This window comes from Thiobacter sp. AK1 (assembly GCF_039822265.1).
Classification (GTDB): Bacteria; Pseudomonadota; Gammaproteobacteria; order Burkholderiales; family Thiobacteraceae; genus Thiobacter; species Thiobacter aerophilum.
Genome location: NZ_JBAJEX010000006.1, coordinates 136,458 through 160,552, shown reverse-complemented (window position 1 = coordinate 160,552; position 24,095 = coordinate 136,458). Strand labels below are relative to the sequence as shown.

23 protein-coding genes and 1 riboswitch are annotated in these 24,095 nt (G+C 65.5%); of the genes, 8 read left to right on the top strand and 15 right to left on the bottom strand.

The annotated features are described in order from the left end of the window. Nucleotides 1–23: 23 nt before the first annotated feature. The 15 genes from V6E02_RS09075 to V6E02_RS09005 all read right to left on the bottom strand — a co-directional run bounded on the left by V6E02_RS09075 (nt 24) and on the right by V6E02_RS09005 (nt 14,107). Nucleotides 24–1,613: a cyclic-di-GMP receptor FimW-related protein gene (locus V6E02_RS09075; protein WP_347308471.1), complete on the bottom strand. Its 1,590-nt coding sequence runs from the start codon at nt 1,611–1,613 to the stop codon at nt 24–26. Between the two features lie 105 nt (nt 1,614–1,718). Then, nucleotides 1,719–2,465, bottom strand: coding sequence for a metal ABC transporter permease (locus tag V6E02_RS09070; RefSeq protein ID WP_347308470.1), 747 nt, complete (start codon nt 2,463–2,465; stop codon nt 1,719–1,721). Beyond that, nucleotides 2,462–3,364 carry a metal ABC transporter substrate-binding protein gene (locus tag V6E02_RS09065; RefSeq protein WP_347308469.1) on the bottom strand — a complete coding sequence of 301 codons (903 nt, stop codon included), beginning with the start codon at nt 3,362–3,364 and terminating at the stop codon, nt 2,462–2,464. Before V6E02_RS09065 ends, V6E02_RS09070 begins: the two co-directional genes overlap by 4 nt. Before the next feature lie 128 nt (nt 3,365–3,492). After that, nucleotides 3,493–4,830 (bottom strand): TonB-dependent receptor, encoded by a 1,338-nt coding sequence (locus tag V6E02_RS09060; RefSeq protein ID WP_347308468.1) that lies wholly within the window; start codon nt 4,828–4,830, stop codon nt 3,493–3,495. 66 nt (nt 4,831–4,896) lie between these two features. After that, a complete protein-coding gene (locus tag V6E02_RS09055) occupies nt 4,897–5,226 on the bottom strand; it encodes a hypothetical protein (protein ID WP_347308467.1) in 330 nt (109 codons plus the stop codon). A gap of 237 nt (nt 5,227–5,463) precedes the next feature. Next, nucleotides 5,464–5,817 carry a hypothetical protein gene (locus V6E02_RS09050; RefSeq protein WP_347308466.1) on the bottom strand — a complete coding sequence of 118 codons (354 nt, stop codon included), beginning with the start codon at nt 5,815–5,817 and terminating at the stop codon, nt 5,464–5,466. Beyond that, nucleotides 5,802–6,983: a class I SAM-dependent rRNA methyltransferase gene (locus tag V6E02_RS09045; RefSeq protein ID WP_347308465.1), complete on the bottom strand. Its 1,182-nt coding sequence runs from the start codon at nt 6,981–6,983 to the stop codon at nt 5,802–5,804. The genes V6E02_RS09050 and V6E02_RS09045 overlap by 16 nt, the downstream gene beginning before the upstream one ends. A 268-nt stretch (nt 6,984–7,251) precedes the next feature. Continuing rightward, nucleotides 7,252–8,166: a tyrosine recombinase XerC gene (xerC, locus tag V6E02_RS09040; protein ID WP_347308464.1), complete on the bottom strand. Its 915-nt coding sequence runs from the start codon at nt 8,164–8,166 to the stop codon at nt 7,252–7,254. After that, nucleotides 8,153–8,821, bottom strand: coding sequence for a DUF484 family protein (locus V6E02_RS09035; RefSeq protein WP_347308463.1), 669 nt, complete (start codon nt 8,819–8,821; stop codon nt 8,153–8,155). The genes xerC and V6E02_RS09035 overlap by 14 nt, the downstream gene beginning before the upstream one ends. A 76-nt stretch (nt 8,822–8,897) precedes the next feature. Further along, nucleotides 8,898–9,728 (bottom strand): diaminopimelate epimerase, encoded by an 831-nt coding sequence (gene dapF, locus V6E02_RS09030; RefSeq protein WP_347308462.1) that lies wholly within the window; start codon nt 9,726–9,728, stop codon nt 8,898–8,900. A 565-nt stretch (nt 9,729–10,293) separates the two neighbouring features. Next, the gene (locus V6E02_RS09025; RefSeq protein WP_347308461.1) at nt 10,294–11,310 is read right to left on the bottom strand and encodes a tetratricopeptide repeat protein; all 1,017 of its coding nucleotides are present in this window, start codon (nt 11,308–11,310) and stop codon (nt 10,294–10,296) included. Then, entirely contained in the window at nt 11,294–11,707 is a 414-nt protein-coding gene (locus V6E02_RS09020; RefSeq protein WP_347308460.1) for a CoA-binding protein, read from the bottom strand. The genes V6E02_RS09025 and V6E02_RS09020 overlap by 17 nt, the downstream gene beginning before the upstream one ends. After that, complete coding sequence (locus tag V6E02_RS09015) at nt 11,704–12,378, bottom strand: class I SAM-dependent methyltransferase (RefSeq protein WP_347308459.1); 675 nt, start codon at nt 12,376–12,378, stop codon at nt 11,704–11,706. Before V6E02_RS09015 ends, V6E02_RS09020 begins: the two co-directional genes overlap by 4 nt. An 8-nt stretch (nt 12,379–12,386) precedes the next feature. Further along, nucleotides 12,387–13,256, bottom strand: coding sequence for a lysophospholipid acyltransferase family protein (locus V6E02_RS09010; RefSeq protein ID WP_347308458.1), 870 nt, complete (start codon nt 13,254–13,256; stop codon nt 12,387–12,389). Beyond that, nucleotides 13,256–14,107 (bottom strand): lysophospholipid acyltransferase family protein, encoded by an 852-nt coding sequence (locus V6E02_RS09005; protein WP_347308457.1) that lies wholly within the window; start codon nt 14,105–14,107, stop codon nt 13,256–13,258. The genes V6E02_RS09010 and V6E02_RS09005 overlap by 1 nt, the downstream gene beginning before the upstream one ends. Before the next feature lie 80 nt (nt 14,108–14,187). Between V6E02_RS09005 and metK the strand changes: the two genes are divergently transcribed. The 8 genes from metK to coq7 all read left to right on the top strand — a co-directional run bounded on the left by metK (nt 14,188) and on the right by coq7 (nt 24,065). Beyond that, nucleotides 14,188–15,348, top strand: a complete 1,161-nt coding sequence (gene metK / locus V6E02_RS09000) for a methionine adenosyltransferase (protein ID WP_347308456.1) — start codon at nt 14,188–14,190, stop codon at nt 15,346–15,348. A gap of 359 nt (nt 15,349–15,707) precedes the next feature. After that, nucleotides 15,708–15,789, top strand: a riboswitch (S-adenosyl-L-homocysteine riboswitch). Between the two features lie 14 nt (nt 15,790–15,803). Beyond that, entirely contained in the window at nt 15,804–17,213 is a 1,410-nt protein-coding gene (ahcY, locus tag V6E02_RS08995) for an adenosylhomocysteinase (RefSeq protein WP_347308455.1), read from the top strand. Nucleotides 17,214–17,309: 96 nt separating this feature from the next. Continuing rightward, nucleotides 17,310–18,146 carry a methylenetetrahydrofolate reductase [NAD(P)H] gene (gene metF / locus V6E02_RS08990; protein ID WP_347308454.1) on the top strand — a complete coding sequence of 279 codons (837 nt, stop codon included), beginning with the start codon at nt 17,310–17,312 and terminating at the stop codon, nt 18,144–18,146. Between the two features lie 511 nt (nt 18,147–18,657). Further along, complete coding sequence (locus V6E02_RS08985; RefSeq protein WP_347308453.1) at nt 18,658–19,893, top strand: porin; 1,236 nt, start codon at nt 18,658–18,660, stop codon at nt 19,891–19,893. 172 nt (nt 19,894–20,065) lie between these two features. Next, nucleotides 20,066–21,004 (top strand): REP-associated tyrosine transposase, encoded by a 939-nt coding sequence (locus V6E02_RS08980; RefSeq protein ID WP_347308452.1) that lies wholly within the window; start codon nt 20,066–20,068, stop codon nt 21,002–21,004. A gap of 211 nt (nt 21,005–21,215) precedes the next feature. Then, nucleotides 21,216–22,154: an REP-associated tyrosine transposase gene (locus V6E02_RS08975; RefSeq protein WP_347308451.1), complete on the top strand. Its 939-nt coding sequence runs from the start codon at nt 21,216–21,218 to the stop codon at nt 22,152–22,154. 148 nt (nt 22,155–22,302) lie between these two features. Then, nucleotides 22,303–23,445 carry a (Fe-S)-binding protein gene (locus V6E02_RS08970; protein ID WP_347308450.1) on the top strand — a complete coding sequence of 381 codons (1,143 nt, stop codon included), beginning with the start codon at nt 22,303–22,305 and terminating at the stop codon, nt 23,443–23,445. Further along, a complete protein-coding gene (gene coq7 / locus V6E02_RS08965) occupies nt 23,442–24,065 on the top strand; it encodes a 2-polyprenyl-3-methyl-6-methoxy-1,4-benzoquinone monooxygenase (protein ID WP_347308486.1) in 624 nt (207 codons plus the stop codon). The genes V6E02_RS08970 and coq7 overlap by 4 nt, the downstream gene beginning before the upstream one ends. Nucleotides 24,066–24,095: the final 30 nt, after the last annotated feature.

The window sequence follows — 24,095 nt, the reverse complement described above, 5'->3', positions numbered from 1 at the left end:
CGCCCCACGCGGGCCACGGCGTCCTACTCGAACGCGAAGATCTCGAAACTGTCGGTCTGTTCCAGAAGCTGGCCGGCGCGCACGATGCGGCTTTCGTCTGCGCTGCGCAGCTCCAGCTCCCGCCGTGGATGAAACGTGCCGCGCGTGGCGAGCAGCCGCTCTGGCTGTTTCAGGGTAGGCATCGCAGGCAGCAGCAGCGCCGGCTGATAGGGGGCATCCGCCGCGGTGATGGTGGGTCGCACCGCGACGGGCAAGGCGCGGGGAGCGACGAACTGAGCCCCGACATGGAGGCGCTCACCGGTTTCGGTTTGGATCCAGCGCACCGCGGCGATGCCCCAGTCTCCTTGGCCGGTGCGCAAGCCGATCACATCGCCGACCCGGATGCGAGTCGCGCCCTGGGGCTCGTTGACCAGGGCCACACCGCCTGCGCTTTCATTGACCACTTGCCAAGTGGCGCAGTTGTAGGTGGCGTGCTGACCGGTGCGGTCGCCGGCCTGGGCCAACTGCACTGTAATTTGCATTTCCTCTTCCTGTTCGGGCCGCGCGGCGCCAAGCAGATCGTTCGTGCCCGCCAGGGTATGGTAGAGCGCGGACAACCCTGTGCAGATGTAGGCGGATTGATCTGCCGCCAAACGCTGGAACACCCGCTTGGGGCCTAGCCCCCACTGGGGCAGCAGGCGCTTCAACAAGGCGCGCGTGGCCGGATCGGCGGCTTCCGGCAGACCCGCATCCGCGGCGGACCGACCCGCCTCCACCGCTTGCAACTGCTGGTGCAGATGCCGCACGAAGGGCAGCGTGTTGAGGAGGATGTCGCTGCGGGCGTCAGTAGCGCCGCTGTGTTGAGCCAGTGGCCGCGGCGGCCTGTCCTCATCCAGCCGCACCAGGAACAAGCCGTGAGGCACGTCCGCTTTTGCCACGGGTTGCAACAGCGCCAACCCGGCGGTGCGGGCCAGATAGGCCTTCACCCGCGCCAGCTGGCCCTGCAAGAGCCGGTAGGGATCGGCCAGGGCGGTGAGGAGGATGCGCTTGTAGCTGTCGTTGACGCTGCCGCCCCCTTCCTCGGACGGCAGCGGTGTGTCGTGGTGCTGCTCCCGCGCCGCATACCAGTACACCTGGTTAAGCTCGGCCCACAGCCCCGCGGGCGTGGGCGCATAGGTTTCGTAACAGATGTCGAGCAGTTCCCCCAGACCCTCGACGATGCGCGCAGCGGCAAGGGGCACCAGTTTCTGTCCACCCAGCACGATGCGCCGCTGGGCGAGTTCCATCAGCGTAAGCTTGTAGCCATTGGTGAGCTCGCTCACGAGTTCCCGCGCCAGCTGGGCCGCCTGTTTGGGCCGCCCGCCCAGGGGAAGGGGTCGCCCCTCATATTCCTGACGTAGCGCGGGCAACAGGGCATGGATGGTCTGACGATATTGGCCGAGAAAGCGCAGGCGCGCCTCTTCGGAAAGCCGCACGCCCCGGCTCGCCACCAGGGCATCCGTCAGCTTGCGCGCAGCCTCGAAGCCGTTGGCCAAGGGCAGGGCTTCCAGCCATTCCTTCACCTGCCGGGGTCGCGTCTCCAGCACGATGCCCGAAGGCCGGGAAAGCGCTGGGATGGACAGCTTGAGGGTCATAGCGTCTTCTTTCCGCCCCTGGCACGACTGACTGTATCGCGGGATTGTGACATAGGGGCCAAGGGCGCGGCAATCGCGATCATGCCAGCAGAATGCCTCCACCCGTCAGCGCCGCAGGCGCCAGGCGAGCGCCAGGGCGCACGCGGCCAGCGCCCAGACGATCACCGCCCCCGCGGGCAGATCCCACAGGGCCGAGGCGGCCAAGCCTAGGGCGTAGCCCGCCGCACCGCACGCCAGGCCCAGGGGCACGGCACGCGCCTTAGGCAGGTGACGCACGGCCAGCGCCGGCACGATCAGGCTGGCGAACACCAAATACACCCCCACCATCTGCACCGACGCCGTGACCGCGCAGCCGAACACGCCATAGAACAGGAAGCGGGCCCGACTGCGGCGGCCAAGATAAAGTACGCCTGCGAGCACGGCGGTGACCCCCGCCAGGGCTGCCACCTGGGACCAGCCCACCCACAGGATCTGGCCGGCCAGCATATCCTGCAAATGCTCCCCGCCGTGGGGATTGTGGACCACCAGCAGAATGCCTGCGCTCGCCGCCAGCACGAATAGCACGCCGATCAGCGCTTCCTGCACCTCGGGCCAGCGTCTTTCCGCTTGGGTCAGGACGAATCCCCCCAGGAGGGCGGCGCCCACCGCGACCAGTTGCATGGCCAGGCCATGGGCTTCCCAGCCCGCCAGTTCCGCTCCCAGCACGCCCAGCGCCGCGAGCTGGGCGATGGCCAGGTCGATGAAGACGATGCCCCGCGCCAGCACCTGCAGCCCCAGGGGCACGTGGGTGACGAGCACCAACAGGCCGGCCACGAAGGCGGGCGCAAGCAAGCTGGGATCCAGGGTATTCATCGCGCCGCCTGCGCCGCCAACAGGCGGTTCAGAATGTCATCGAACAGCGTGTATAGATCGCGCGCTTGCGGCGTACCGCCCACGGTGGCTGGCAAGGCGACGGCGGGAATGCCTGCGCGCTCGGCTAGCCACACCGAGGCGCGCTCATCCTGGTAACTTGCGCGCAGCACCATTCGCGCGGGCTCGCGCCGCAAGGCCTCCAGCACCGCGGCGAGATGGGCGGCGGAGGGCTCGATGCCGGGCTTGGGTTCCAGCACCGCGACTTCCTTCAAGCCTAGCCAATGGAAGAGGTATTCGAACACCTTGTGATGCACCACCACCGGCATGTTCCTGAGCGGCGCGGCCTGCTTCTCCCAGCGCGCGATCGCCGCCTGAAAGCGCCCCCTGAAGTCCTCGAGCCGCGCCCGATAACGGGCTTCGTTGGCCGGGTCCAGTTCACCCATGCGCGCGGCGAGCGCCTCCGCCACCCGTAGCAGGTTGCGGGGGTCGAGCTGGATATGGGGATTGCCCGCGGGATGCACGTCGCCCTCGGCGCGATCCACCCGCAGCGGCACCTCGAGCAACCGCACGGCGGTGGCGGCCTCGAAGTAGCCCCGCCGTCCCGGTTGCACCTTGGGATTGGCCGCCTGGCGCAGCACCAGTGGCAACCATCCCACTTCCAGATCGGCGCCCGTGCACACCACCAGATCGGCCGCGCGGGCGCGGGCGATGAGGCTGGGACGGGCCTGGATGCGATGGGGATCCTGGAGCGCCGTGGTCGCCTCGTAGGCATGCACCTGATCGCCCCCGATTTCCCGCGCCAGCGCAGCCCATTCTGGCTCGCAGGCAAAGACCTCCAGCGCCGCCTGAGCGGGCAGCGCCAACAGCAACAAGCAAAACGCGAACAGTTTTTTCAGCATGGCAAATCTCCACTATCGAGGCAGACGTCCCTGCGCGAGACCTTTCCCTCGTCCGCGCGAGCGGGTATCACGGTCCACACGCAGGCCGTCCGCGATCTTGTAACGCTCGCAACCAGAATGGCCGCGATTCAAAAGGCATGGGCGCCATGCGCCCCCAGCGAGAGCACGTACTGCAAAAAGACCTGGTTGTCCGTCACGTCCCGCCGCGCGGCGTCGCGGGAAAACTGCAAGCGGAAGCGACTGTATTCCGACGGGCTGTAATCCACCATCATGCTGGCGCGATGGGGATCGTAGGCAGCGAGGAGAGGCAGTTGGCCGGTGTTGGCACCCGCATCCAGCGTCCCCGCATGCAGCCGGTCGTAACGAAGCCCCACCCGCCAGCGTGGCATGAATTGATAGACGCCTTGCGCATACCAGCCGGACTGCACACTGCGAAAGCCATCAGTAAACTCGTTCGAGCCTCCCAGGTCGTAGGTGAGACTGCCTTCGCTTCCGGCACGGTAATACTCCGACTGGAACTTGAAGTGGCGGACGCTTGGGTTACCCGCCGGCGCCCACTTCCACACCAGACTGGCAAGCCACAGATTGGAGCGGCCCGCGAAGGTGTTGGTGACGAGGTTGCCGCTGGCGTCATCTGTCTGGAACTGCCGGTCCCGCGGCCGCGTCTGCAGATAGGACAGGCCCGCCAGCCAGGCGTGGCTCACCCCCACGTCGCCACCGATGCGCGCCCCCAGCGACCACGCCCCGACCCCGTTCTTGTTACGTTCCGCTCCCGGGAAATTTTGGCCGCGGCCGACCTCCGCACCCAGCTCCAGGAAAGTCTCCGTGGGAGCGAGCCACTTCAGCTGCACCCCGTCTTGGGCATATTGCCCGCCCAGGAAGGCCTGCTGCGCCAGGGGTGCATCCACGAAGTCCCAGGCATGGGCGTGTTGCTCGTTGATGTAGCCAATGCCGGAGTAGAAGCGCCCAGCCTTGAGCGTGAAGCCCTTGGGCAGAGCCAGCGTCTGCAGATAGGCGTTCTCCACCGCGATCGAATTATCGGGGGCGGCGGCGAGCATGAATTCCCCTCGCAAATACGGATCGATGTTGGCGGCCAGCACGAGTTCGGACTCGCCCAGACTGAAACTGCGCGGCGGCGGCCCCACCTCGCCGCCGCTGGGCACGAACCCATCCAACCGGCAGCTCGCCGGATCGCGCTGCAGATTGGCGTAGGTGCCCGAGAGAATCAAAGAGATCGCCGGATTGAAGGCCGTGGCGGTGTTGCTGGGGCTGGGCTGCGCCCCCACGGACGCGCGCTCACGCTCGGCTTGGGCAAGTTTCGCCTCCAGTGCCGCGATGCGCGCCTCGTACTGACTGCGCAGGGCTTCAATTTCCGCGCGCAGCGCGGCGATGTCGGCATCCGCCGCCCAGGCGAATGCGGGCAAGGCGGCCAGAAGGCCGCCTGCGATGCAATGACGCAGGAACATAATCCCTCCTCGCAAAGAAGCTGTTCACGGCCGAGCCCGGCATCGGGCTCGGCCACCGAAACCACTTCAGGCAAGGACGGGTGGCGCGCGGGAACGGGTGGCAGTGAAGAAGCGCGGAGAAAAGCCCTGCGCCGGCGCAGGCACGGCCAGCGGCACGGGTGAAGCAGGCGCGAACAGGAGCGGCTGCGGCGTAAGCCCCGCACCCAGAGGCGCGTGCGCCACGCATTGCTCGCAGGCCGGCGAATGGGGCAGCTGCTTCTCCGCCGGCGCCCGGCTGCCATGCAAGTGACTCAAGGCATGGACGAACCCACCCTGCTGCGCGAACAGCAGCGCAGCTGCGAGTAGCAAAGACAGCCAGATGCGGCGCACGTAACCCCCGTTGGGCAAGCGGCTCATACTATTGCGCGTTACGTGAGTAGGCAACAGTCTTGTGTCGTCCCCGCGAAAGCGCTGACCCTGGAAAATGGCGAAGAATACACTGGATTCCCGCTTTCGCGGCAATGACGTTTGACTTACGCAGCCTGGCAACGACTTGCGTCACGCTCAATAGCAGCGTGGTGGGTCGAGCACAAGACGCTGGATTCCCACAGAAAACAGTGTCCCCGTGGCGGCTGGGCGTAGGCCACGGCCGGTTCAGTCCCCGCGCAGCGTAAGCTGGGCGTGGCCGCTTGCCAGTTCCAGCAGCAAATCGAGCTCGCAGTATTCCGGCTGCGGCTCCACCGGTGTGGGATCATCTGCACAGCTACAGCCGGCGAGGATGCCAGCATAGAACACGCCCACCCGTGCCCGCACCACGTTGTCCGTGCCCTCCACCCGGATCACACGCACCTGGTGAGGTTCGGGCGCCAGATGACTGGTCCCGCTAAGGCCTTCATTAAGTGGCAACGCCTCAGGCGGCAGGGCTTCCAACTCTCTTTGCAGCACGGTGAGGAAGTCCTCGCGACCCCAGGCGCGGGCAGACAACGGTAGCTTCAGGGGACTCGACATAGCAATCCTTTCAGATACCCACCCTCCGGAAACGATAGCCGCACCGGGTGGTCGGGACTTTGGTGGAAGCGCGCGACGATGCTTGCTTCCACGCCCGCATCGAGCGCGGCACCGGCGACGATTTTCTGGAACAGCGCTTCGGAGACACCGCCCGAGCAGGAGAAGGTCGCTAGCCACCCACCCGGCGCCAGCAGACGCAAAGCCAACCAGTTGATGTCCTTGTAACCCCGCGCGGCTTTTTCGACCTGGGCCGCAGTGGGCGCGAACTTGGGCGGATCCAGCACGATGAGGTCGAAACGTCGCCCGGCATCTCGATAGGCGCGCAGCATACGGAAGACGTCGCCTTCCACCCATTCCACGCGCGCGGCATCGAAACCATTGAGTGCCAGCTGGCGCTGGCCCCAGGCCAGTGCCTCGCCGGCGCTATCGATGGAGGTGACGTGGGTCGCCCCCTGCGCCAGGGCATGCAGCGTAAAGCCACCGGTGTAGCAAAAACAATTGAGCACGCGTCGCCCCTGCGCCAACCGACCCACTGCCTGCCGGTTGACCCGCTGGTCCAGATAGAAGCCGGTCTTGTGCCCACGGTGCACGTCCACCAGGAAACGCACGCCCGCTTCGACAATCTCGATCGCCTCCGGTGGCGCATCACCGCGCAACACGCCGACGCGTGGGGCAAGCCCTTCCAGCGCGCGCACGTCCAGGTCGGAACGCTCGAACACACGGGCCACGCCCGGCAGCGCCATGAGCGCATCGGCAATAGTCTCGCGCCAGGCGTCCGCGCCGGCGGTGCTAAGTTGCACGACGACCGTATCGCCATAGCGATCGGCGATCACCCCCGGCAAGCCATCGGCTTCACCATGGATCACGCGGCAGAAGTTGGGATCCAGATCCGGATGATCCCGGGCCGCCAAGGCCGCAGTAACACGGCGGTAAAAGAAGGCTTCATCCACCTCCTCCCTGGCATCGAAGCTCCAGACCCGGGCGCAAATCTGGGAGCGGGGATTGTAGGCGGCCCACGCCAGGAAGGCGCCACGGTCATCCTCCACCGCGACGGTATCCCCAGGCCGCACGCTGCCCACCACGCGCGCCACCGCCCCGGAAAAGATCCAAGGGTGACGGCGCCGCAAGGACTTGTCGCGGCCTGGTTTGAGGATGAGTCGGGTCATGGCGGCGTTACCATCGACTGCGTGTTACCTATTGAGCGTTACGTGAACTAGGTGGCATTGCTGTGTCGTCCCCGCGAAAGCGCGAACCCAGGAAAATGGCCAAGAACACTTGGGATTCCCGCTTGCGCGGCCATGACGTTTCACTTACGCGGCCTGTCAACGACTTTCGTAAAGCTCGATAGATGGCTGATGGTTTGCGCCCCAGGCGCGCCGCTAAAGCGCCGCCCACAACCCCTGTGGGCGGGGCGTAAGCCCCAATTGCTGCCGCTTAGGGTTTGGTGTTCTTCCTGGCGCGCGGATGCGTGGCATCGTACACCTTCGCCAGGTGCTGCCAATCGAGATGGGTATAGACCTGGGTGGTGGAAATGTTGGCATGTCCCAACATCTCCTGCACCGCGCGCAGATCGCCGCTGGATTGCAGCAGGTGGGAAGCGAAGGAATGGCGCAACATGTGGGGATGCACGTGCTGACCCAGGCCCAAGCGCTTCGCCCAGTATTCCACGCGCAGCTGCACCGTGCGCGGACTCATGGGCCGACCCCGCCGGCTGACGAACAGAGCGGCCACATCGGAAGCCGCCCATTGGGCGCGCACCGCCAGCCAGCGGCGCAGCGCCTCGAGGGCGAAGCGCCCCACCGGCACCACCCGCGTCTTGGCGCCCTTGCCGGTGACCCGCACCTCGCCACTTTGGAAATCCACGTCCTGCACGGCAAGGCCCGTGAGCTCGGACAGCCTGAGCCCCGAGGAATAGAGTAGCTCCAGCAACGCCTGGTCGCGCAGGGCCAGTGGCGTGTCGCCCTCCACCTGCATGAGGCGGCCAGCACGGTCCGGCGACAGCGCCGCCGGCAATTTCTTCTCCGCTTTCGGCGCACGCAAACCATCGCAGGGATTGCAGCCAAAACCATGATCGCGCGCCAGCCAACGGAAGAAAGTGCGCCACGCGGAGAGGATGCGCGCGGCGGACTTGCCCGACAGGCCGCTGGCGCTGAGCTGGCCGAGGAAGCGGCGGATGTGATGCACGCTCAACCCATCGAGGGGAACGGAGCCCGCCTTCTCGATAAGCAGCCGGACATCGCGTCCATAGGCGGCGACGGTATGGGGCGACAGCCGCCGCTCATGGGCCAGGTGCGATAGGAAGCCGGCGAGCAGGGACGCCGCGCCAGCGTGTGCCTCAGAGGGTTTCACTGGGAAGATAACGCTTGAGGGCGACGCTGATCAGTTCCCCCAGCCGCTTGAGATACAACGTGCCCATGCCTTGATAGAACCGCTGCGGGTCTTCGCTGGCCAGCACCAGGAAGCCGAATGCATGTTCCGCACGCAGGGCCACCATGGCGAAGGACTTGAGGCGGGCACTGTCCTCGCCGAACCAGGTCCCCGTCTCATAGAGGGCGTGCGAGCCGCAAACGGGATTGGCGAGGCTGTCTGCATACACGCGCAGTTCCTTACTGGTGCCGGAGAACTCTGTTACACCTGGGTGACTTTCCATGCCCTCCCACAGGCGCATGGCGACATGGGGTACAGCAAAATCCTCGCGCAGGTTGTAGTGGATGGCGTGCAAGGTCGCTTCCAGACTGTTGGCCATGAGCAAGGCCAGACTGAAGCGGTGCACCCGTTCCCCGAGGGCATCGTTTTCCTCGCCGAACTGGATCAGCTCGCGCAGCTTGGATTCGAGCAGGGCATTCTTGTCGCGCAAGGCCAGAAGCTGGCGCTCGGCAAGGGAGATGGTGCGACCGCCATGGGGATGGGGAATGTTGATCTCGGTGAGCAGGTGCGCGTGGGTTTCGAAGAATTCCGGATGTTCCCGAAGGTAGCGCGCCACGTCTTCCGCTTCCAGTTTCATCGTGGTCCTTTGCTGGTCCGTCCCTGAAAATGCCGAGTATAAAGCAAGCGCTGGCGCGCCGCGCCCGCTTTCGCTTTCACAGCTCGATCTCGCCCTCGAACACCGTCACCGCCGGCCCCGTCATGAACACGTGATGATTATCGCCCGCCCAGCGCACGGTGAGCTCACCCCCACGCGTGGCGACGCGCACGCGATGCGCCAACAGGCCACGCGTGATGCCGGCCACGACCGCGGCGCACGCCCCCGTGCCGCAGGCCAGCGTCTCACCTGCGCCCCGTTCCCACACCCGCAGGCGGATGTGATCCCGGCTTACCACTTCCATGAAGCCGGCATTGACCCGATTGGGAAAACTCGGGTGATGCTCGATGAGCGGCCCATCGTGGGCCACCGGTGCGGTCTCCACCTGATCCACGACTTGCACCGCGTGTGGATTGCCCATGGACAGCACCGACACCTCGACGATTTTCGCGCCCACACTCAGCAAATAGGTGGAGGCGCGCTTGTCGGTGAGAAATGGGATCTCCTTGGGCTCGAAGCGGGGCACACCCATGTCCACCGTCACCTGGCCATCGTCCTCCAGGCGCGGCACGATGATGCCAGCCTTGGTCTCGACGCGGATTTGCTTCTTATCGGTGAGCCCCTTGTCGTGGACGAAGCGCACGAAGCAGCGCGCACCGTTGCCGCACTGCTCCACCTCGCCGCCATCGGCGTTGAAGATGCGATAGCGAAAATCGGCATCCGCCACGGTGGGCCGCTCCACCAGGAGGATCTGGTCGCAGCCTACGCCGAAATGCCGGTCGGCGAGGAAGCGACACTGCTCGCGGCTGAGCTTCACGTCCTGGTGGATGGCGTCGAAAACGACGAAATCGTTGCCCAGGCCGTGCATTTTGGTAAAGCGTAGGCGCATGGCTTTTGATCGTGACATCACTCCACCCATTGAGCGTTACGTAAGTCGGTGACACCTTTACGTCGTCCCTGCGAAAGCGGGGACCCAGAAAACGGCCAAGAATACCCTGGATTCCCGCTTGCGCGGGAATGACGCAGGGGCGGGAATGACGCCTCCACCGTCATTCCGGGCGCCGAAGGCGACCCGGAATCCAGGAAGCGGCGGGGGCTAAGCCTCGACCCTCGATTGTAGAAAGTAAAGGCCTGACCCCAGGGCTCCGCTTGTAGAAAGTAAAGGCCTGACCCCGGACTTGTGCGAGCGCCGAAGGCGACCCGGAATCCAGGAAGCGGCGGTGGCTAAGCCTCGACCCTCGATTGTAGAAAGTAAAGGCCTGACCCCAGGGCTCCGAAAGTAAAGGCCTGACCCCAGGGCTCCTGGCCACGTGGGTCTGGATTCCCGCTTGCGCGGGCATGACGTTTGACTTGCGCAGCCTGTCAACGACTTTCGTGAAGCTCAATGGAACCGACGCCAAAGCCCCTCCCAGAAGCCCCTGTGGCAAGGGCTTGAGCCGCGCTCGAGCCGGGGCTCATTCATCCGCGGTAAAGGGCGCAACATCGAAGCCCGCCGGCGCTTCCAGGCGAACTTCGTCGGAAAATAGGGTGAAGTAGAGTATAGCGGGCGCGCCGCCCCGGTATTGGACTTCATAGCGGTCGAGAAAGGCCTTGCCCCGTGGCGCATCCGGGTGGTTGAAGAAGCAGCAGGGACCGAGGCTGCGGTAGTGCACCACCTCACCGCGCGGGCCGCGCAGCGCGTTGAGGTAGGCCCACTGGGCGCCATAGTCGCGACCGGCGCGAATGGGCTTTTCCCGTGTGCCATAACTGGGGTCCGTGCTCACCCCGCTAAGCCGCACCGTGCCGGCGGCGAGATGCCGGCGCAACTCGCGTAGTTCCAGGGCGCGGTCGGGCGTGTCCGGCCGGGCCAGCACCACCAGGAAGCGCTGGGCGCGCCCGTGGCCTTGGCGCGCCGCTTGCTCGAACCAGCTACGGGCCTGCGCCTCGTCCGCCTCCACGCCTCGCCCATCCAGCAATAGACGCGCCAGAAAATACTGGGCCTCGGCATGGCCCTTAAGCGCGGCGCGGCGCATCCACTGGGCCGCTTCGGCAAAGTCCCGATGGGCTGCCACGCGAATGTAATGAAGGCCCAGACGGAAACAGGCGTCGGCTTCGCCATGCTCCGCCGCGCGCTTAAGCCACGCGAGCGCGCCTTCCAGATCCTGGCCATCACCTGCGGCTTGCAAGAGCTCACCCAGGGCGATTTGCGCGGGCACGTAACCCGCGCTGGCGGCGCGAGTGAGCCAGCCCACGGCCTCGGCCCGGTCCGCCACCACGCCTGCGCCCTTGCGATACATTTCCCCCAGCACATACTCCGCCTCGTGCACACCCTGCTCCGCCAGCGGTGCGAGCATGACGAAGGCCTGGGCGTAATCGCCGGCGCGATAGGCGGCCTGCCCTTGTTCCAGGTCGTCGCCATGCGCCTGTGCCCGGGTCAGCCCCAAGGCCACCACACACAGGGCCGCGACCACGCGCCTAGAGGTTCGCCACATAGTCCTTGTACAGGCAGCGGTCCATCACAACGATGAGGCCGGCCTCACGCGCTCGCTGGGCGGCGGCCTCGTTGACGATGCCCTCCTGGATCCACAGCGCGGGAATCTTCAGGCGGATGCACTCGTCCACGATGGCATCCAGTTGCGCTGGCGCACGAAACACATCCACCAGATCGATGGTTTCCGGCACATCGGCCAGACGGGCATAGGCCTTCTCGCCCAGGATTTCCGTCACGCCTGGGCGGACCGGGATGATGTGGTAGCCAAAGCGCTTGAGCGCGCGCGCCACCTGATGGCTGGGCCGGTCCGGCTTGGGGGAGAGCCCCACCACGGCGATGGTCTTCACCCGTTTGAGCAACTCGCGAATCGCCTCGGGCGGTGGATTGACGAAGGTCATGACGCATTCCCCCCATCGGCTAGCCGGCCCCAGGCGAGCCAATGCCGATCGCTCACCGGCTCCACCTGGAAGTGCGCTAGTCCCGCTTTGGCGAGCTGGTCGGCCACTTCCCGTGGCTGATAGGCGGCGAGCAACGAGTTGAAGAAATCCCTGCGCAGCACGGCCGGCGCATCGGCCGCATAACAGGCGACCAGGCGCTCTGCTTCCTCGATGCAGTCGGGTCGCATCAAATCCATCACCAGCACGCAGGCGCCCGGCCGCGCTGTGGCGCGCAGGGTCTTCCACAATACCGATGGGTCGGCCAGATGGTGTAACAGGCTATTGGAGATCACGGCGTCGTAACGGCCTGCCAACGGCGCGGGCAGCCGAAGGTGCACAAGCTCGATGCGCGCCGTGAGAGCCTCCGCCGCGAGGCGCTGGCGCGCCAGTTCCAGCATGGCGGCGCTGCCATCGACGGCGGTGATGCGCGTGTGGGGAAAAGCCCGAGCGAAGCGCACGGTGACATCCGCCGGCCCGCAGCCCAAATCGAGCACGCGGCCGCCGTGGAAGTTGGGAAAGCGAAGCCGGAAATGCTCCACGAAGGCCTGATGCGGTTCGGCGAAATCCGCCTCGGCATAGGCCCGCGCTTGCTTTGGGTCCTCCATCAGTTCCGGTTCAGGAACGCGTTGCATGGTGCCTCTCAGTAGAGTCGCGGCTCGCCCGGGGGCCGTGTCTTGAAGCGCTTGTGCAGCCAAAAGTATTGCTCCGGCATCTCCCGCACGCGGTCCTCGATGAAGGCATTCATGCGCCGTGTGTCGGCGAGCACGTCGTTGCTCGGGAAATTCTCCCAGGGTGGATAGAAACGCAGCACATAGCCCTGTCCACCGGGAAGCTGCCGGGTGACCACCGGCAGCACCACGGCCTGCCCCAGCTTCGCCAGGCGTGCAAGCCCAGTGATGGTCGCTGCAGGCACGTCGAAGAACGGCACGAAGATGGAATCACGCGGGCCAAAGTCCATGTCCGGCAAATAATAGAACGGCACGCCTTGCCGGATCACCTTCACCACTTCGCGCACGCCATCCTGGCGCGAGAACAGGCGCTGCTCGTTGAAGCGGGTGCGGCCCTTGAGCAAAAGCCGGTCGAACACCGGATTCTTCTGCGCGCTGTAGATGGACGCCGCGTTCGCCTCCAACGCCAGCCGCGCCCCACCCATATCCAGTCCCACGAAATGGGGCGCAAACCAAATGAGCGGGCGGCCACGCACCGCCTGCCAGTGCTCCACGCCTTCCAGGCGCACCAGACGCCGGATGCGGCGCGGTGACGACCACCACAGTATGCCCCGCTCCAGGAAGCTGCGACCGAAGGCGCGGAAATGGCGGCGCACCAGCCGTTCCCGCTCGGCCCGGGAAAGCGCGGGAAAGCACAGGCCGATGTTGATGCGCGCCACCCGTCGCCGTTCGCGCCCCAGCGCGTAAAACAAAAGCCCCACCCCCTGGCCGAGGGGATTGAGTAGGGCAAGCGGCAGGAAATGCGTAAGCCAGACGAGGAAAATGCCAAACCGTGCGATCATCAGGCCGGCCTCGCGCCCCGCGGCCGCTTGTAACGGTTGTAACTCCACAGGTACTGCTCGGGGCATTCGCGCACCAGGCTCTCGATGGCCGCGTTGACGAGCCCGGCATCCTGCACCTTCTCGCCGGTGAAGGGGAATGGCAGAGGACGCAGCGAAAGATGGTAGCCGCGCCCGCGGGGCAGCCGCCGCGCCACCGCCAGAAGCACCGGCGCGCCCGTTTTCACCGCCAGCTTACTCACCAGCGTCATGGTGTAGGCCGGCCGTCCAAAGAACGGCGCCCACACCCCTTCGCCTGCGCCCGGCACCTGATCCGGCAGCAGCCCCACCGCCTCACCCCGTTTCAATGCCGCAAACAAGCGGCGCACGCCCGTGACATCGGTGGGCGCAAGCTTCATTCCGCCGCGGGCGCGCCCCTTCGCCATGGGGCTAGCCAACCAGCGCAATTTCGGCGGCCGGTAGAGCACGGTGAGGGGGATGCGTTGCGCGGCATAGAGGGCCGCCACCTCGAAGCAGCCCAGATGGGGGGTGAGCAAGATGAGGCCACGTCCTTCGGCGAGCGCCGCCTCCACGTACTGCCAACCCTCGCACCGCACCCATGCCACCACCTCCGGCAAGGGGCGTCCCCAGATCACGGCCAGCTCCATCATGGCCTTGCCCGCATGGGCGATGGCCGCACGACGCAGCCGGCGCAAGGCTGCCTCATCCGGCGCCAGTCTGCTCGCGGCGAGATGGTCACGGAAACGGCGGCGGTAACTGGGCGAGGCCGCGTACACCAGCCACCCCAACAGCGCGCCCACGGCATGCGCCGCCCACAGGGGCATACGCGCGGCCAGCCGCATCAACACGGCCATGGACGGCGCTCGCCTTGGGCGAGCGTAGGCAATGTGGTATCCTGCTGAATTCTTGCGAACTTCCAGAGAAAAACCGAAAAATGAGCGATTTTCTGTTCACTTCCGAATCGGTGTCCGAGGGCCATCCGGACAAGGTGGCCGACCAGATATCCGACGCGATTTTGGATGCCATCTTAACCCAGGACCCCCATTCCCGCGTAGCCTGCGAGACCCTGGTCACCACCAACCTGTGCGTGGTGGCGGGGGAGATCACCACCGGCGCGGTGCTCGACTACGGCCAGATCGCGCGGGAAACCATCAAGCGCATCGGCTACGACGATCCGGCCATCGGTTTCGACTACGAGACTGCGGCGGTGATGACCACCATCCACAAGCAGTCCCAGGACATCGCCATTGGCGTGAACGAAGGCGAAGGCCTCTTCCTGGACCAGGGTGCAGGCGACCAGGGCCTCATGTTCGGTTTCGCCTGCGATGAAACACCGCAGCTCATGCCCATGCCCATCTACTACGCCCATCGTCTCATGGAGCGCCAGGCCGAGCTGCGCAAGGATGGACGGCTGCCGTGGCTGCGTCCCGACGCCAAGTCCCAGGTGACCATCCGCTACGTGGACGGCAAGCCCAGCGCCGTGGACACCGTGGTGATCTCCACCCAACACCATCCCGAAGTCTCCCACGCCGTGCTCACCGAAGCGGTGATCGAAGAAATCGTCAAACCCGTCATTCCGGAAGCGATGCGCAAGGACACGCGCTACTTGGTCAATCCCACCGGCCGCTTCGTCATCGGCGGCCCCCATGGCGACACCGGGCTCACCGGCCGCAAGATCATCGTCGATACCTACGGCGGCGCGGCGCCCCACGGTGGCGGCGCCTTCTCCGGCAAGGACCCCTCCAAGGTGGACCGCTCTGCGGCCTATGCTGGCCGCTACGTCGCCAAGAACATCGTCGCCGCGGGGCTTGCCCGCAAATGCCAGGTGCAGGTGGCGTATGCCATCGGCGTGGCCAAGCCGGTGTCCCTCATGGTCAACACCTTCGGCACCGGCAAGATTCCCGATGAGCGCATTGTCAAACTGATCGAAAAACACTTCGACCTGCGCCCCAAGGGGATCATCCAGGCCCTCGATCTACTGCGGCCCATCTACACGCGCACTGCGACCTATGGCCACTTCGGGCGCGACGAACCAGAATTCACCTGGGAAAACACAGACAAGGCGGCGGCGCTACGCGCCGACGCGGGGCTGTGAGCGGATGCGAGGGTAAAGCCCCTCCCACAATGCCGCTAGGCCCTATGGGTGCAACTTCAGCCCCAATCCCCCTCTCCCTCCGGGAGAGGGGTCGGGGGTGAGGGGCCTCCCCTCTCCCCCTGGGAGAGGGGTCGGGGGTGAGGGCCGCCCCTCTCCCCGTGGGAGAGGGGCCGGGGGTGAGGGCCTCCCCTCTCCCCCTGGGAGAGGGGCCGGGGGTGAGGGCCTCCCCTCTCCCCCCTGGGAGAGGGGGTGGGGGTGAGGGCCCACAACGCCAACCCTTGCCCCTGCCAGTGGCCATTGTGGGAGGATGTGCTGTGGCCGCGGCTTGAGCCGCGATGGCCCGACAGAACTGTTGATCGCCCGCCGAGGGGCGCTGCGACCCGCCATCGGGCGGGCCAGGCTCGGCTGGGCGTTCGAGGGAAACAACGGCGCCCGTTCATTTTCAGGAGACCGTAATGAACGCACCTGCCAACTTCACCGATTTCAAAGTCGCCGACCTTTCGCTGGCGGACTGGGGCCGCAAGGAAATCGCCATTGCCGAAAGCGAGATGCCCGCGCTCATGGCCATCCGCGAGGAGTACGCCGCCGCCCAGCCCTTGAAGGGCGCGCGCATATCCGGCAGCCTGCACATGACCATCCAGACCGCGGTGCTGATCGAGACCCTCACCGCCCTGGGTGCGAAGGTGCGCTGGGCGTCCTGCAACATCTTCTCCACCCAGGATCACGCCGCCGCCGCGATTGCTGCGCGGGGCATTCCGGTGTTTGCCTACAAGGGCGAATCCCTCGAGGACTACTGGCAGTTCACCCACCGCATCTTCGAGTGGCCCGATGGCGGCGTAAGCAACATGATCCTGGACGATGGGGGCGATGCCACGCTGCTTCTGCATCTGGGCACGCGCGCCGAGCAGGACCCGAGCGTGCTCGACCATCCCGGCTCTGAAGAAGAGCGCGTCCTGTTCGCCGCCATTCGCGAGCGGCTCAAGCAAGATCCCACCTGGTATTCCAGCCGCATCCGGCACATCAAGGGTGTGACCGAGGAAACCACCACCGGCGTGCACCGGCTGTATCAAATGCACGCGAAAGGCGAGCTCAAGTTCCCCGCCATCAACGTCAACGATTCCGTGACCAAGTCCAAATTCGACAACCTCTACGGCTGCCGGGAGTCCCTGGTGGACGGCATCAAGCGCGCCACCGACGTCATGATCGCCGGCAAGATCGCCGTCGTGTGTGGCTATGGCGACGTGGGCAAGGGCAGCGCCCAGGCGCTGCGCGCGCTTTCCGCCCAGGTCTGGGTCACCGAAATCGACCCCATTTGCGCCCTCCAGGCCGCCATGGAAGGCTTTCGCGTGGTGACCATGGATTATGCCTGCGACAAGGCCGACATCTTCGTCACCGCCACCGGCAATTACCACGTGATCACCCACGATCACATGGCGCGAATGAAGCACAACGCCATCGTCTGCAACATCGGCCACTTCGACAACGAGATCGACGTTGCGAGTCTCGAGCAATACCGGTGGGAGGAAATCAAGCCCCAGGTGGACCACGTCATCTTCCCGGACGGCAAGCGCATCATCCTGCTCGCCAAGGGGCGGCTGGTGAACCTGGGCTGCGCCACGGGGCACCCCAGCTATGTCATGAGCTCATCGTTTGCCAACCAGACACTCGCCCAGATCGAGCTCTACAACCACACGGACAAATACCCGGTGGGCGTCTATACCCTGCCCAAGCATCTGGACGAAAAGGTCGCGCGGCTGCAGCTCAAAAAGCTTAATGCCCAGCTCACGGTGCTCACGCCTGAGCAGGCGGCCTACATCGGCGTGCCCATCGAAGGCCCCTACAAGGCCGATCATTACCGCTACTAAAGGCCACGCCACGGCGTGCGCCCAAGGCGTAGGGCGGGCAGGCCGACCGAGTCTGCCGCCATGCGCCCTGCACGCCGGGCATGCCGGGGTGAAACCATGACTGACACACGCACCTTCAGTTTCGAATTCTTTCCGCCCAAAACGCCCGAGGGCGTAGAAAAGCTACGCGCCACGCGCCGGCAGCTCGCCCAGTTAAACCCCGCGTTCTTTTCCGTGACCTTCGGCGCCGGGGGCTCCACCCGCGACCGCACCCTGGAAACGGTGCTGGAAATCCAGGCCGAGGGCTACAACGCCGCCCCCCACCTCTCCTGCATCGGCTCCACCAAGGACAGCATCCGGGAAGTGCTCGCCACCTACCAGGCCCATGGCATCCGCCACATCGTCGCCCTGCGCGGCGACCTGCCCTCCGGCATGGCCGATCCAGGCGAGTTCCACTATGCCAACGAGCTGGTGGCCTTCATCCGCCAGGAAACGGGCGACTGGTTCCACATCGAAGTGGCGGCCTATCCCGAATTCCATCCCCAGGCGAAGAGCGCGCGGGATGACCTCCTCAACTTCAAGCGCAAGGTGGAAGCGGGCGCCGATGCCGCCATCACCCAGTATTTCTACAATGCCGATGCCTATTTCCGCTTCGTCGAAGACTGCCAGGCCCTGGGCATTGGCATCCCCATCGTGCCGGGCATCATGCCCATCACCAACTCCGCCCAGCTCGCCCGCTTCTCCGACGCCTGTGGCGCGGAAATCCCCCGCTGGATTCGCAAGCGGCTGGAAGCCATGGCCGACGACCTGGACGACATCCGCGCCTTTGGTCTCGACGTGGTCACCGAGCTCTGCGACCGCCTGCTCGCAGGCGGCGCGCCCGGCCTGCACTTCTATACCCTAAACCAGGCCGGCCCCACCTCCACCATCTGGCAGCGGCTGGGCCTCAACTGAACGCCCCCCTCTCCCCCTGGGAGAGGGGCTGGGGGTGAGGGCCGCCCCTCGCCCCCTGGGAGAGGGGCCGGGGGTGAGGGCCGCCCCTCGCCCCCCCGGGAGCGGGGCTGGGGTGAGGGCCTCCCCTCGCCCCCTGGGAGAGGGCCGGGGGTGAGGGCCGCCCCTCTCCGCCTGGGAGAGGGCCGGGGGTGAGGGCACACAATGCCCACCCTTCCCCTATCGCAAGGGCCATTGCGGGCGCGGCGCAAGCCGCGAAGCGTGCCGATCGCATCCAAGGCACCAAAGCCCCTCCACAGAGCCTTCGCGGCCAGCCCGCTGGGAGCCCGTTCACCCACCTGTTGCAAAAACACAACACCCGCCTCGCCCGTTGCGAAAAAAGCCATGAAAAACTTGTCACGGCTCGGGGCTTACGGGCAGAATGGGCGCAACTTCTCGCATCAGGAGAGGTTGACTGGGCACGGGGCGGCACCCCGCCCCACCCTCGATTCACTCAACGCAAAGGAGAGACTCAATGAACAAGAAGCTTCTCGCTCTGGCCGTTGCCGGCGCCTTCGTGGCCCCGGTGGCGATGGCCGATACCAGCAATGTGGTGATCGGCGGTCAAATGCATTTTTCGTTGGACAGCCTGAAGGGCTGGAATGGCAAGACCGGCGCTGCTGCTGACCTGAGCAACAACTGGAACGTATCGTCCAACTCCTCGAACATCTACTTCAAGGGCACGGAAGACCTGGGCAACGGCCTGTCCGCCATCTGGCAAATCCAGACCTACTTCTCCGCTGGCGGCACCGGTAACTCTGATGCCGGGGTGGGCTACTACGACGGCTTCTCTTCCGGCAACACCTACGTCGGCGTGAGCAGCAAGAGCTGGGGTACCGTGATGCTGGGCAAGATGGAAGCCCCGTTCAAGCTGATCGGCCGCAAGGTTGACCTGTTCAACAACCAGATCGGTGACACCCGCAATCTGCTGCAGAAGGGTGCGAACCTCAATAATCTTCAAGCTTCTCCTGGCCCGGGTGTCGGCGCGGTCGGTCTGTCCCCGGGTTGGGAAAACCGCCCGCAGAACACCATCGCCTATGCCACCCCGAGCTTCAATGGTCTGACGGGGACGATCGCCTATGTGACCAACATGGAGGTCAACAACAACTTCGCGGGCGCCGCGGTTAACGGCACGACCAACGACTTTAGCGTCGATGCCTGGTCCGCCAGCGTCGTCTATGACAATGGTCCGATCTACGTCGGTCTGGCCTACGAGCGCCACAATCTGGCAAATATGAATGGTTTCGGCCCCTACGCCAACCTCAACGACGAGAAGGCCTGGCGTCTCGCCGGCGGCTACAACTTCGGCGACTTCAAGGTAACGGCTCTGTACCAGCGCGAGACGGATCTGTGTGTTGGCAACGTCGCCACTCCCGGCAACTGCACCAAAAACGACGGCGACCGCACGAGCTGGGGCCTGGGTGGCGCGTATAAGATGGGCGCGAACACCATCAAGGCCCAGTACTACCGCACTGGTGACACCGGCGACGTGAAGGACACCAGCGCCAACATGTGGGCGCTCGGTTTCGATCATGCCCTGTCCAAACGCACCACTGTGTACGCGGCTTATGCCAAGACCAACAACGACAACGCGGTGCGTTACAGCGCCTTTGGCGGCGGCCATGGCGACAACCCAATGGTTGGCGCTCCTGGCCCGCTGAATGGCAAGGACCCCAGCGGCTTCTCTCTGGGTGTGATCCACAACTTCTGATCGGCCTCGGCCAGTCAGGTTCGTGTGGCAACGGGCGCCTTCGGGCGCCCGTTTTTTATGGGCGCTGGGGTCAGGCCTTGGACGCTGGGGTCAGGCCTTTACTTTATACTCCCTAGGCAAGCGGATGGGGTCAGGCCTTTACTTTATACTCCCAGTCGCGTAGTCTTTCCCCATGACCCGCCCCCTCCGCCTCGAATTCCCCGGTGCCGTTTATCACATCACCGCCCGCGGTGACGGCCGGGAGAATATTTTCCTGGACGACGCCGACCGCCAGACCTTCCTCGATCTCCTTGCAAAGGAGGTGCAGCAGCAGCGCTGGCGCTTGTATGCCTACTGCCTGATGGGCAACCACTACCACCTGCTGCTGGAAACGCCGGAGGCCAATCTGGTGGCCGGCATGCGGCGGCTCAATGGGGTTTACACCCAGGCTTTCAACCGACGGCACGAGCGGGTGGGGCATGTGCTGCAGGGCCGCTACAAGAGCATTTTGGTGGACCGCGACAGCTATCTATTGGAGCTGTGCCGCTACGTGGTGCTCAATCCGGTGCGGGCCGGCATGGTGAAGCGGCCGGAGGACTGGCTCTGGAGCAGTTACCGGGCCACGGTTGGCAAGGTGCCCGCGCCGGAATGGCTGCAGGCCGACCGGGTGCTGGGCCAGTTCGGAGACGACCCGGCGGCGGCGCGGGAGGCGTACCGCCGTTTCGTCCGCGCGGGGATCGGCGCAGAATCGCCCTGGACGCAACTGAAAAGCCAGATCTATCTGGGCTCCGAGGATTTCCTGGCGCGCATGAGCAAGCTTGCCGCCGAGCGGGAGGTGGAAGGAGTCCCGCGCGACCACCGCCAGCCCGCCCGGCCCAGCGCCGAGAAGTTGTTGGAGGAGGTGTGCAAGGCTTACCGCTGTAGCGCGGAGGACATCCGCAGCCGTGCCCATCAGCCGCCCTTCCAGGCGTGGGTGTACCTCCTGCGGCGCGCGGCGAATCTTCCTTTGCGGGATGTGGCGCGGCAGGCGGGTGTTTCGCCGGGACGGATATCCCAGATCCAGCGGGCGCTGGAGGCGGAACCTCCGGCGAGCCTGGCCAGGTTGCTGGCAAAGTATAAAGTAAAGGCCTGACCCCAAATCCTCATAAGCCGCGGCTTCCGTGAACCCTCAGGCCGGCATCTCGTGCAGGCGGCCGCCCGCGAACACCAGGGCGCAGACGATGGGGCGGTGCGGATATACGCTGCGCATCGCTGCACGGTATTCGGCGAGCTGGGCGCGGTGACGTGCCGCACGGATGGGGTCAGGCCTTTACTTTATACTCCCAGTCGCGTAGTCTTTCCCCATGACCCGCCCGCTCCGCCTCGAATTCCCCGGTGCCGTTTATCACATCACCGCCCGCGGTGACGGCCGGGAGAATATTTTCCTGGACGACGCCGACCGCCAGACCTTCCTCGATCTCCTTGCGAAAGAGGTGCGGCAGCAGCGCTGGCGCTTGTATGCCTACTGCCTGATGGGCAACCACTACCACCTGCTGCTGGAAACGCCGGAGGCCAATCTGGTGGCCGGCATGCGGCGGCTCAATGGGGTTTATACCCAGGCTTTCAACCGACGGCACGAGCGCGTGGGGCATGTGCTGCAGGGCCGCTACAAGAGCATTTTGGTGGACCGCGACAGCTATCTGTTGGAGCTGTGCCGCTACGTGGTGCTCAATCCGGTGCGGGCCGGGATGGTCAAGCGTCCAGAGGACTGGCTCTGGAGCAGTTACCGGGCCACGGTTGGCAAGGTGCCCGCGCCGGAATGGCTGCAGGCCGACTGGGTGCTGGGCCAGTTCGGAGACGACCCGGCGGCGGCGCGGGAGGCGTACCGGCGTTTCGTCCGCGCGGGGATCGGCGCGGAATCGCCCTGGACGCAACTGAAAAGCCAGATCTATCTAGGCTCCGAGGATTTCCTGGCGCGCATGGGCAAGCTTGCCGCGGAGCGGGAGGTGGAAGGGGTCCCGCGCGACCACCGCCAGCCCGCCCGGCCCAGCGCCGAGAAGTTGGTGGAGGAGGTGTGCAAGGCTTACCGCTGTAGCGCGGAGGACATCCGCAGCCGTGCCCATCAGCCGGCCTTCCAGGCGTGGGTCTACCTCCTGCGGCGCGCGGCGAATCTTCCTTTGCGGGATGTGGCGCGGCAGGCGGGTGTTTCGCCGGGACGGATATCCCAGATCCAGCGGGCGCTGGAGGCGGAACCTCCGGCGAGGCTGGCCAGGTTGCTGGCAAAGTATAAAGTAAAGGCCTGACCCCACTGGTGCGGGTCCTGGAGGCGGAACCTCCGGCGAGGCTGGCCAGGCTCCTGGCGAAGTATAAAGTAAAGGCCTGACCTCACTGGTGTGACCCCACTGGTGCGGGTCGCCCATCCCGCCACCCGCTCGGCCCTGGAATGTGGATGTGACAGTCAAACCGGAATCTCAAGCGCTCGCGGCGCAAGCCAGCCGCTGCGTGGCATGCGGGCTGTGTGTGCCCCATTGCCCCACCTATCGTAAGCTGGAATCGGAGGCAGATTCGCCCCGCGGCCGGGTGATGCTCATCCGGGCGCTGGCCGAGGGCAGGCTCGCCGCCGAACCCACGCTCGTCACGCATCTGGATCGGTGTCTGGTCTGCCGCGCCTGCGAAGCGGTATGTCCGGCGGGGGTGAAGTATGGCGAGCTCATCGACGGCGCGCGGGCCTGGCTGGCGGCCGAGGGCAAAAAACCCCGTGGGCTGGCGGGTTGGCTGCCAGCAGTGTTGTCGGCGCCGCCTTTGCTTGCCGCTGCGGCGATGCGGCTGCGTGGCTTCTATCCCGCGCGGGGTGAACGGCAGGGGACGGTGTCTCTGTTCCTGGGCTGTGTGACGCGACTCGCGGATGGGTCCACCCTGCGGGCGGCGATTTTTGTCCTCACGCATTTGGGCTTCGATGTGCGGGTGCCGCGGGGGCAGGGCTGCTGCGGCGCGATGCATCAGCACGCAGGGGAGCAAGAGCAGGCGGCGCAGCTTGCGCGAAAGAACATCGAGGTGTTCGCGAAAACCAGCTTGGACGCCACAGAGCCTATTCTTTTTTGCGCCACGGGCTGCGGCGCGACACTCGTGGAATATGCCCGCTACGGCACTGAGGGCGAGGCGTTTGCCCACCGTGCACAGGATGTAGTCTCTTTTCTCGCCCGCGCCCCGGGCTGGGAGCGACTCCCCATCGCGCCGCTTGCCCAAACCGTGGCCGTGCACGAACCCTGCAGCGGTCGTAACGTGCTACGCAACGCGGCGGATGTGTATGGGTTGCTTGGACGCATTCCCGGCTTGCAGGCGGTGCCTCTGGCGGGCAATGAGCAGTGTTGTGGCGCGGCAGGGCTTTATTTCCTGCGACAGCCGGCACTCGCCCGCCGTCTGCGGGCTGATAAAATGCCCCGGGCAGGCGATGCGCTGCGCATGCTGGTGAGCACCAACCAGGGTTGTGCCCATTGGCTTAAGCAGGGGCTAAGCGAGGCAGGGCATCGGCTGGAAGTGGAGCATCCCGTGCAACTGGTGGCAAGACAATTGGGGTTTACTGGAAGATGCTGAATCTGGACACGCTCATCCTCGCCTTTGACCGCGGCCTGCGCACCCTCTTCGCGCCTGCCCCCACGGTGCGGCCCGTGCCAGGGCGGGACCTGGCAGAAGCCAGCCTCACCGAAGCCGAGCAGCGCCACGCCGCGGGACTCATGCGCGTCAACCACAGCGGTGAAGTGTGCGCCCAGGCGCTCTACCAGGGCCAGGCGCTCACCGCGCGCAACCCCCAGGCCCGCGCGGCGCTAAGGCAAGCGGCGCAGGAAGAAACCGAGCATCTCAATTGGTGTGAGACCCGGCTCCGGGAGCTTGGCTCCCACAAGAGCTATCTCAACCCCATTTGGTACACCGGCTCCCTGGCCATTGGCATGGCCGCGGGCGCTCTGGGTGATAAGTGGAACCTGGGTTTTCTTGCGGAGACCGAACGCCAAGTGGAAGCCCATCTCGCAAGCCATCTCGCGCGCCTGCCCGCGCAGGACGCAAAAAGCCGGGCGATCGTGGAGCAAATGAAGATCGACGAAGCCAAGCATGCCACCACCGCCATCGAACACGGCGGACGTCCCCTGCCCCTGCCGGTGCGTCTGGGCATGCGGCTCACCTCCAAGGTGATGACGAGCCTGGCTTACTGGGTGTGAGAAACCTTAAAGGGCCGGGGGACGGCGTCG

What these genes read in the sequence shown, in the direction of transcription:
- V6E02_RS09060 (WP_347308468.1), bottom strand. Translation starts at nt 4,830, where the DNA reads ATGTTCCTGCGTCATTGCATCGCAGGCGGCCTTCTGGCCGCCTTGCCC.
- V6E02_RS09050 (WP_347308466.1), bottom strand. Translation starts at nt 5,817, where the DNA reads ATGTCGAGTCCCCTGAAGCTACCGTTGTCTGCCCGCGCCTGGGGTCGC.
- V6E02_RS09035 (WP_347308463.1), bottom strand. Translation starts at nt 8,821, where the DNA reads ATGAAACTGGAAGCGGAAGACGTGGCGCGCTACCTTCGGGAACATCCG.
- metF (WP_347308454.1), top strand. Translation starts at nt 17,310, where the DNA reads ATGACTGACACACGCACCTTCAGTTTCGAATTCTTTCCGCCCAAAACG.
- V6E02_RS09065 (WP_347308469.1), bottom strand. Translation starts at nt 3,364, where the DNA reads ATGCTGAAAAAACTGTTCGCGTTTTGCTTGTTGCTGTTGGCGCTGCCC.
- metK (WP_347308456.1), top strand. Translation starts at nt 14,188, where the DNA reads ATGAGCGATTTTCTGTTCACTTCCGAATCGGTGTCCGAGGGCCATCCG.
- V6E02_RS08980 (WP_347308452.1), top strand. Translation starts at nt 20,066, where the DNA reads ATGACCCGCCCCCTCCGCCTCGAATTCCCCGGTGCCGTTTATCACATC.
- V6E02_RS09075 (WP_347308471.1), bottom strand. Translation starts at nt 1,613, where the DNA reads ATGACCCTCAAGCTGTCCATCCCAGCGCTTTCCCGGCCTTCGGGCATC.
- V6E02_RS09005 (WP_347308457.1), bottom strand. Translation starts at nt 14,107, where the DNA reads ATGGCCGTGTTGATGCGGCTGGCCGCGCGTATGCCCCTGTGGGCGGCG.
- V6E02_RS09045 (WP_347308465.1), bottom strand. Translation starts at nt 6,983, where the DNA reads ATGACCCGACTCATCCTCAAACCAGGCCGCGACAAGTCCTTGCGGCGC.
- V6E02_RS09015 (WP_347308459.1), bottom strand. Translation starts at nt 12,378, where the DNA reads ATGCAACGCGTTCCTGAACCGGAACTGATGGAGGACCCAAAGCAAGCG.
- V6E02_RS08975 (WP_347308451.1), top strand. Translation starts at nt 21,216, where the DNA reads ATGACCCGCCCGCTCCGCCTCGAATTCCCCGGTGCCGTTTATCACATC.
- V6E02_RS09010 (WP_347308458.1), bottom strand. Translation starts at nt 13,256, where the DNA reads ATGATCGCACGGTTTGGCATTTTCCTCGTCTGGCTTACGCATTTCCTG.
- V6E02_RS09025 (WP_347308461.1), bottom strand. Translation starts at nt 11,310, where the DNA reads ATGTGGCGAACCTCTAGGCGCGTGGTCGCGGCCCTGTGTGTGGTGGCC.
- V6E02_RS09020 (WP_347308460.1), bottom strand. Translation starts at nt 11,707, where the DNA reads ATGACCTTCGTCAATCCACCGCCCGAGGCGATTCGCGAGTTGCTCAAA.
- ahcY (WP_347308455.1), top strand. Translation starts at nt 15,804, where the DNA reads ATGAACGCACCTGCCAACTTCACCGATTTCAAAGTCGCCGACCTTTCG.
- V6E02_RS09055 (WP_347308467.1), bottom strand. Translation starts at nt 5,226, where the DNA reads ATGAGCCGCTTGCCCAACGGGGGTTACGTGCGCCGCATCTGGCTGTCT.
- V6E02_RS09070 (WP_347308470.1), bottom strand. Translation starts at nt 2,465, where the DNA reads ATGAATACCCTGGATCCCAGCTTGCTTGCGCCCGCCTTCGTGGCCGGC.
- V6E02_RS08985 (WP_347308453.1), top strand. Translation starts at nt 18,658, where the DNA reads ATGAACAAGAAGCTTCTCGCTCTGGCCGTTGCCGGCGCCTTCGTGGCC.
- dapF (WP_347308462.1), bottom strand. Translation starts at nt 9,728, where the DNA reads ATGCGCCTACGCTTTACCAAAATGCACGGCCTGGGCAACGATTTCGTC.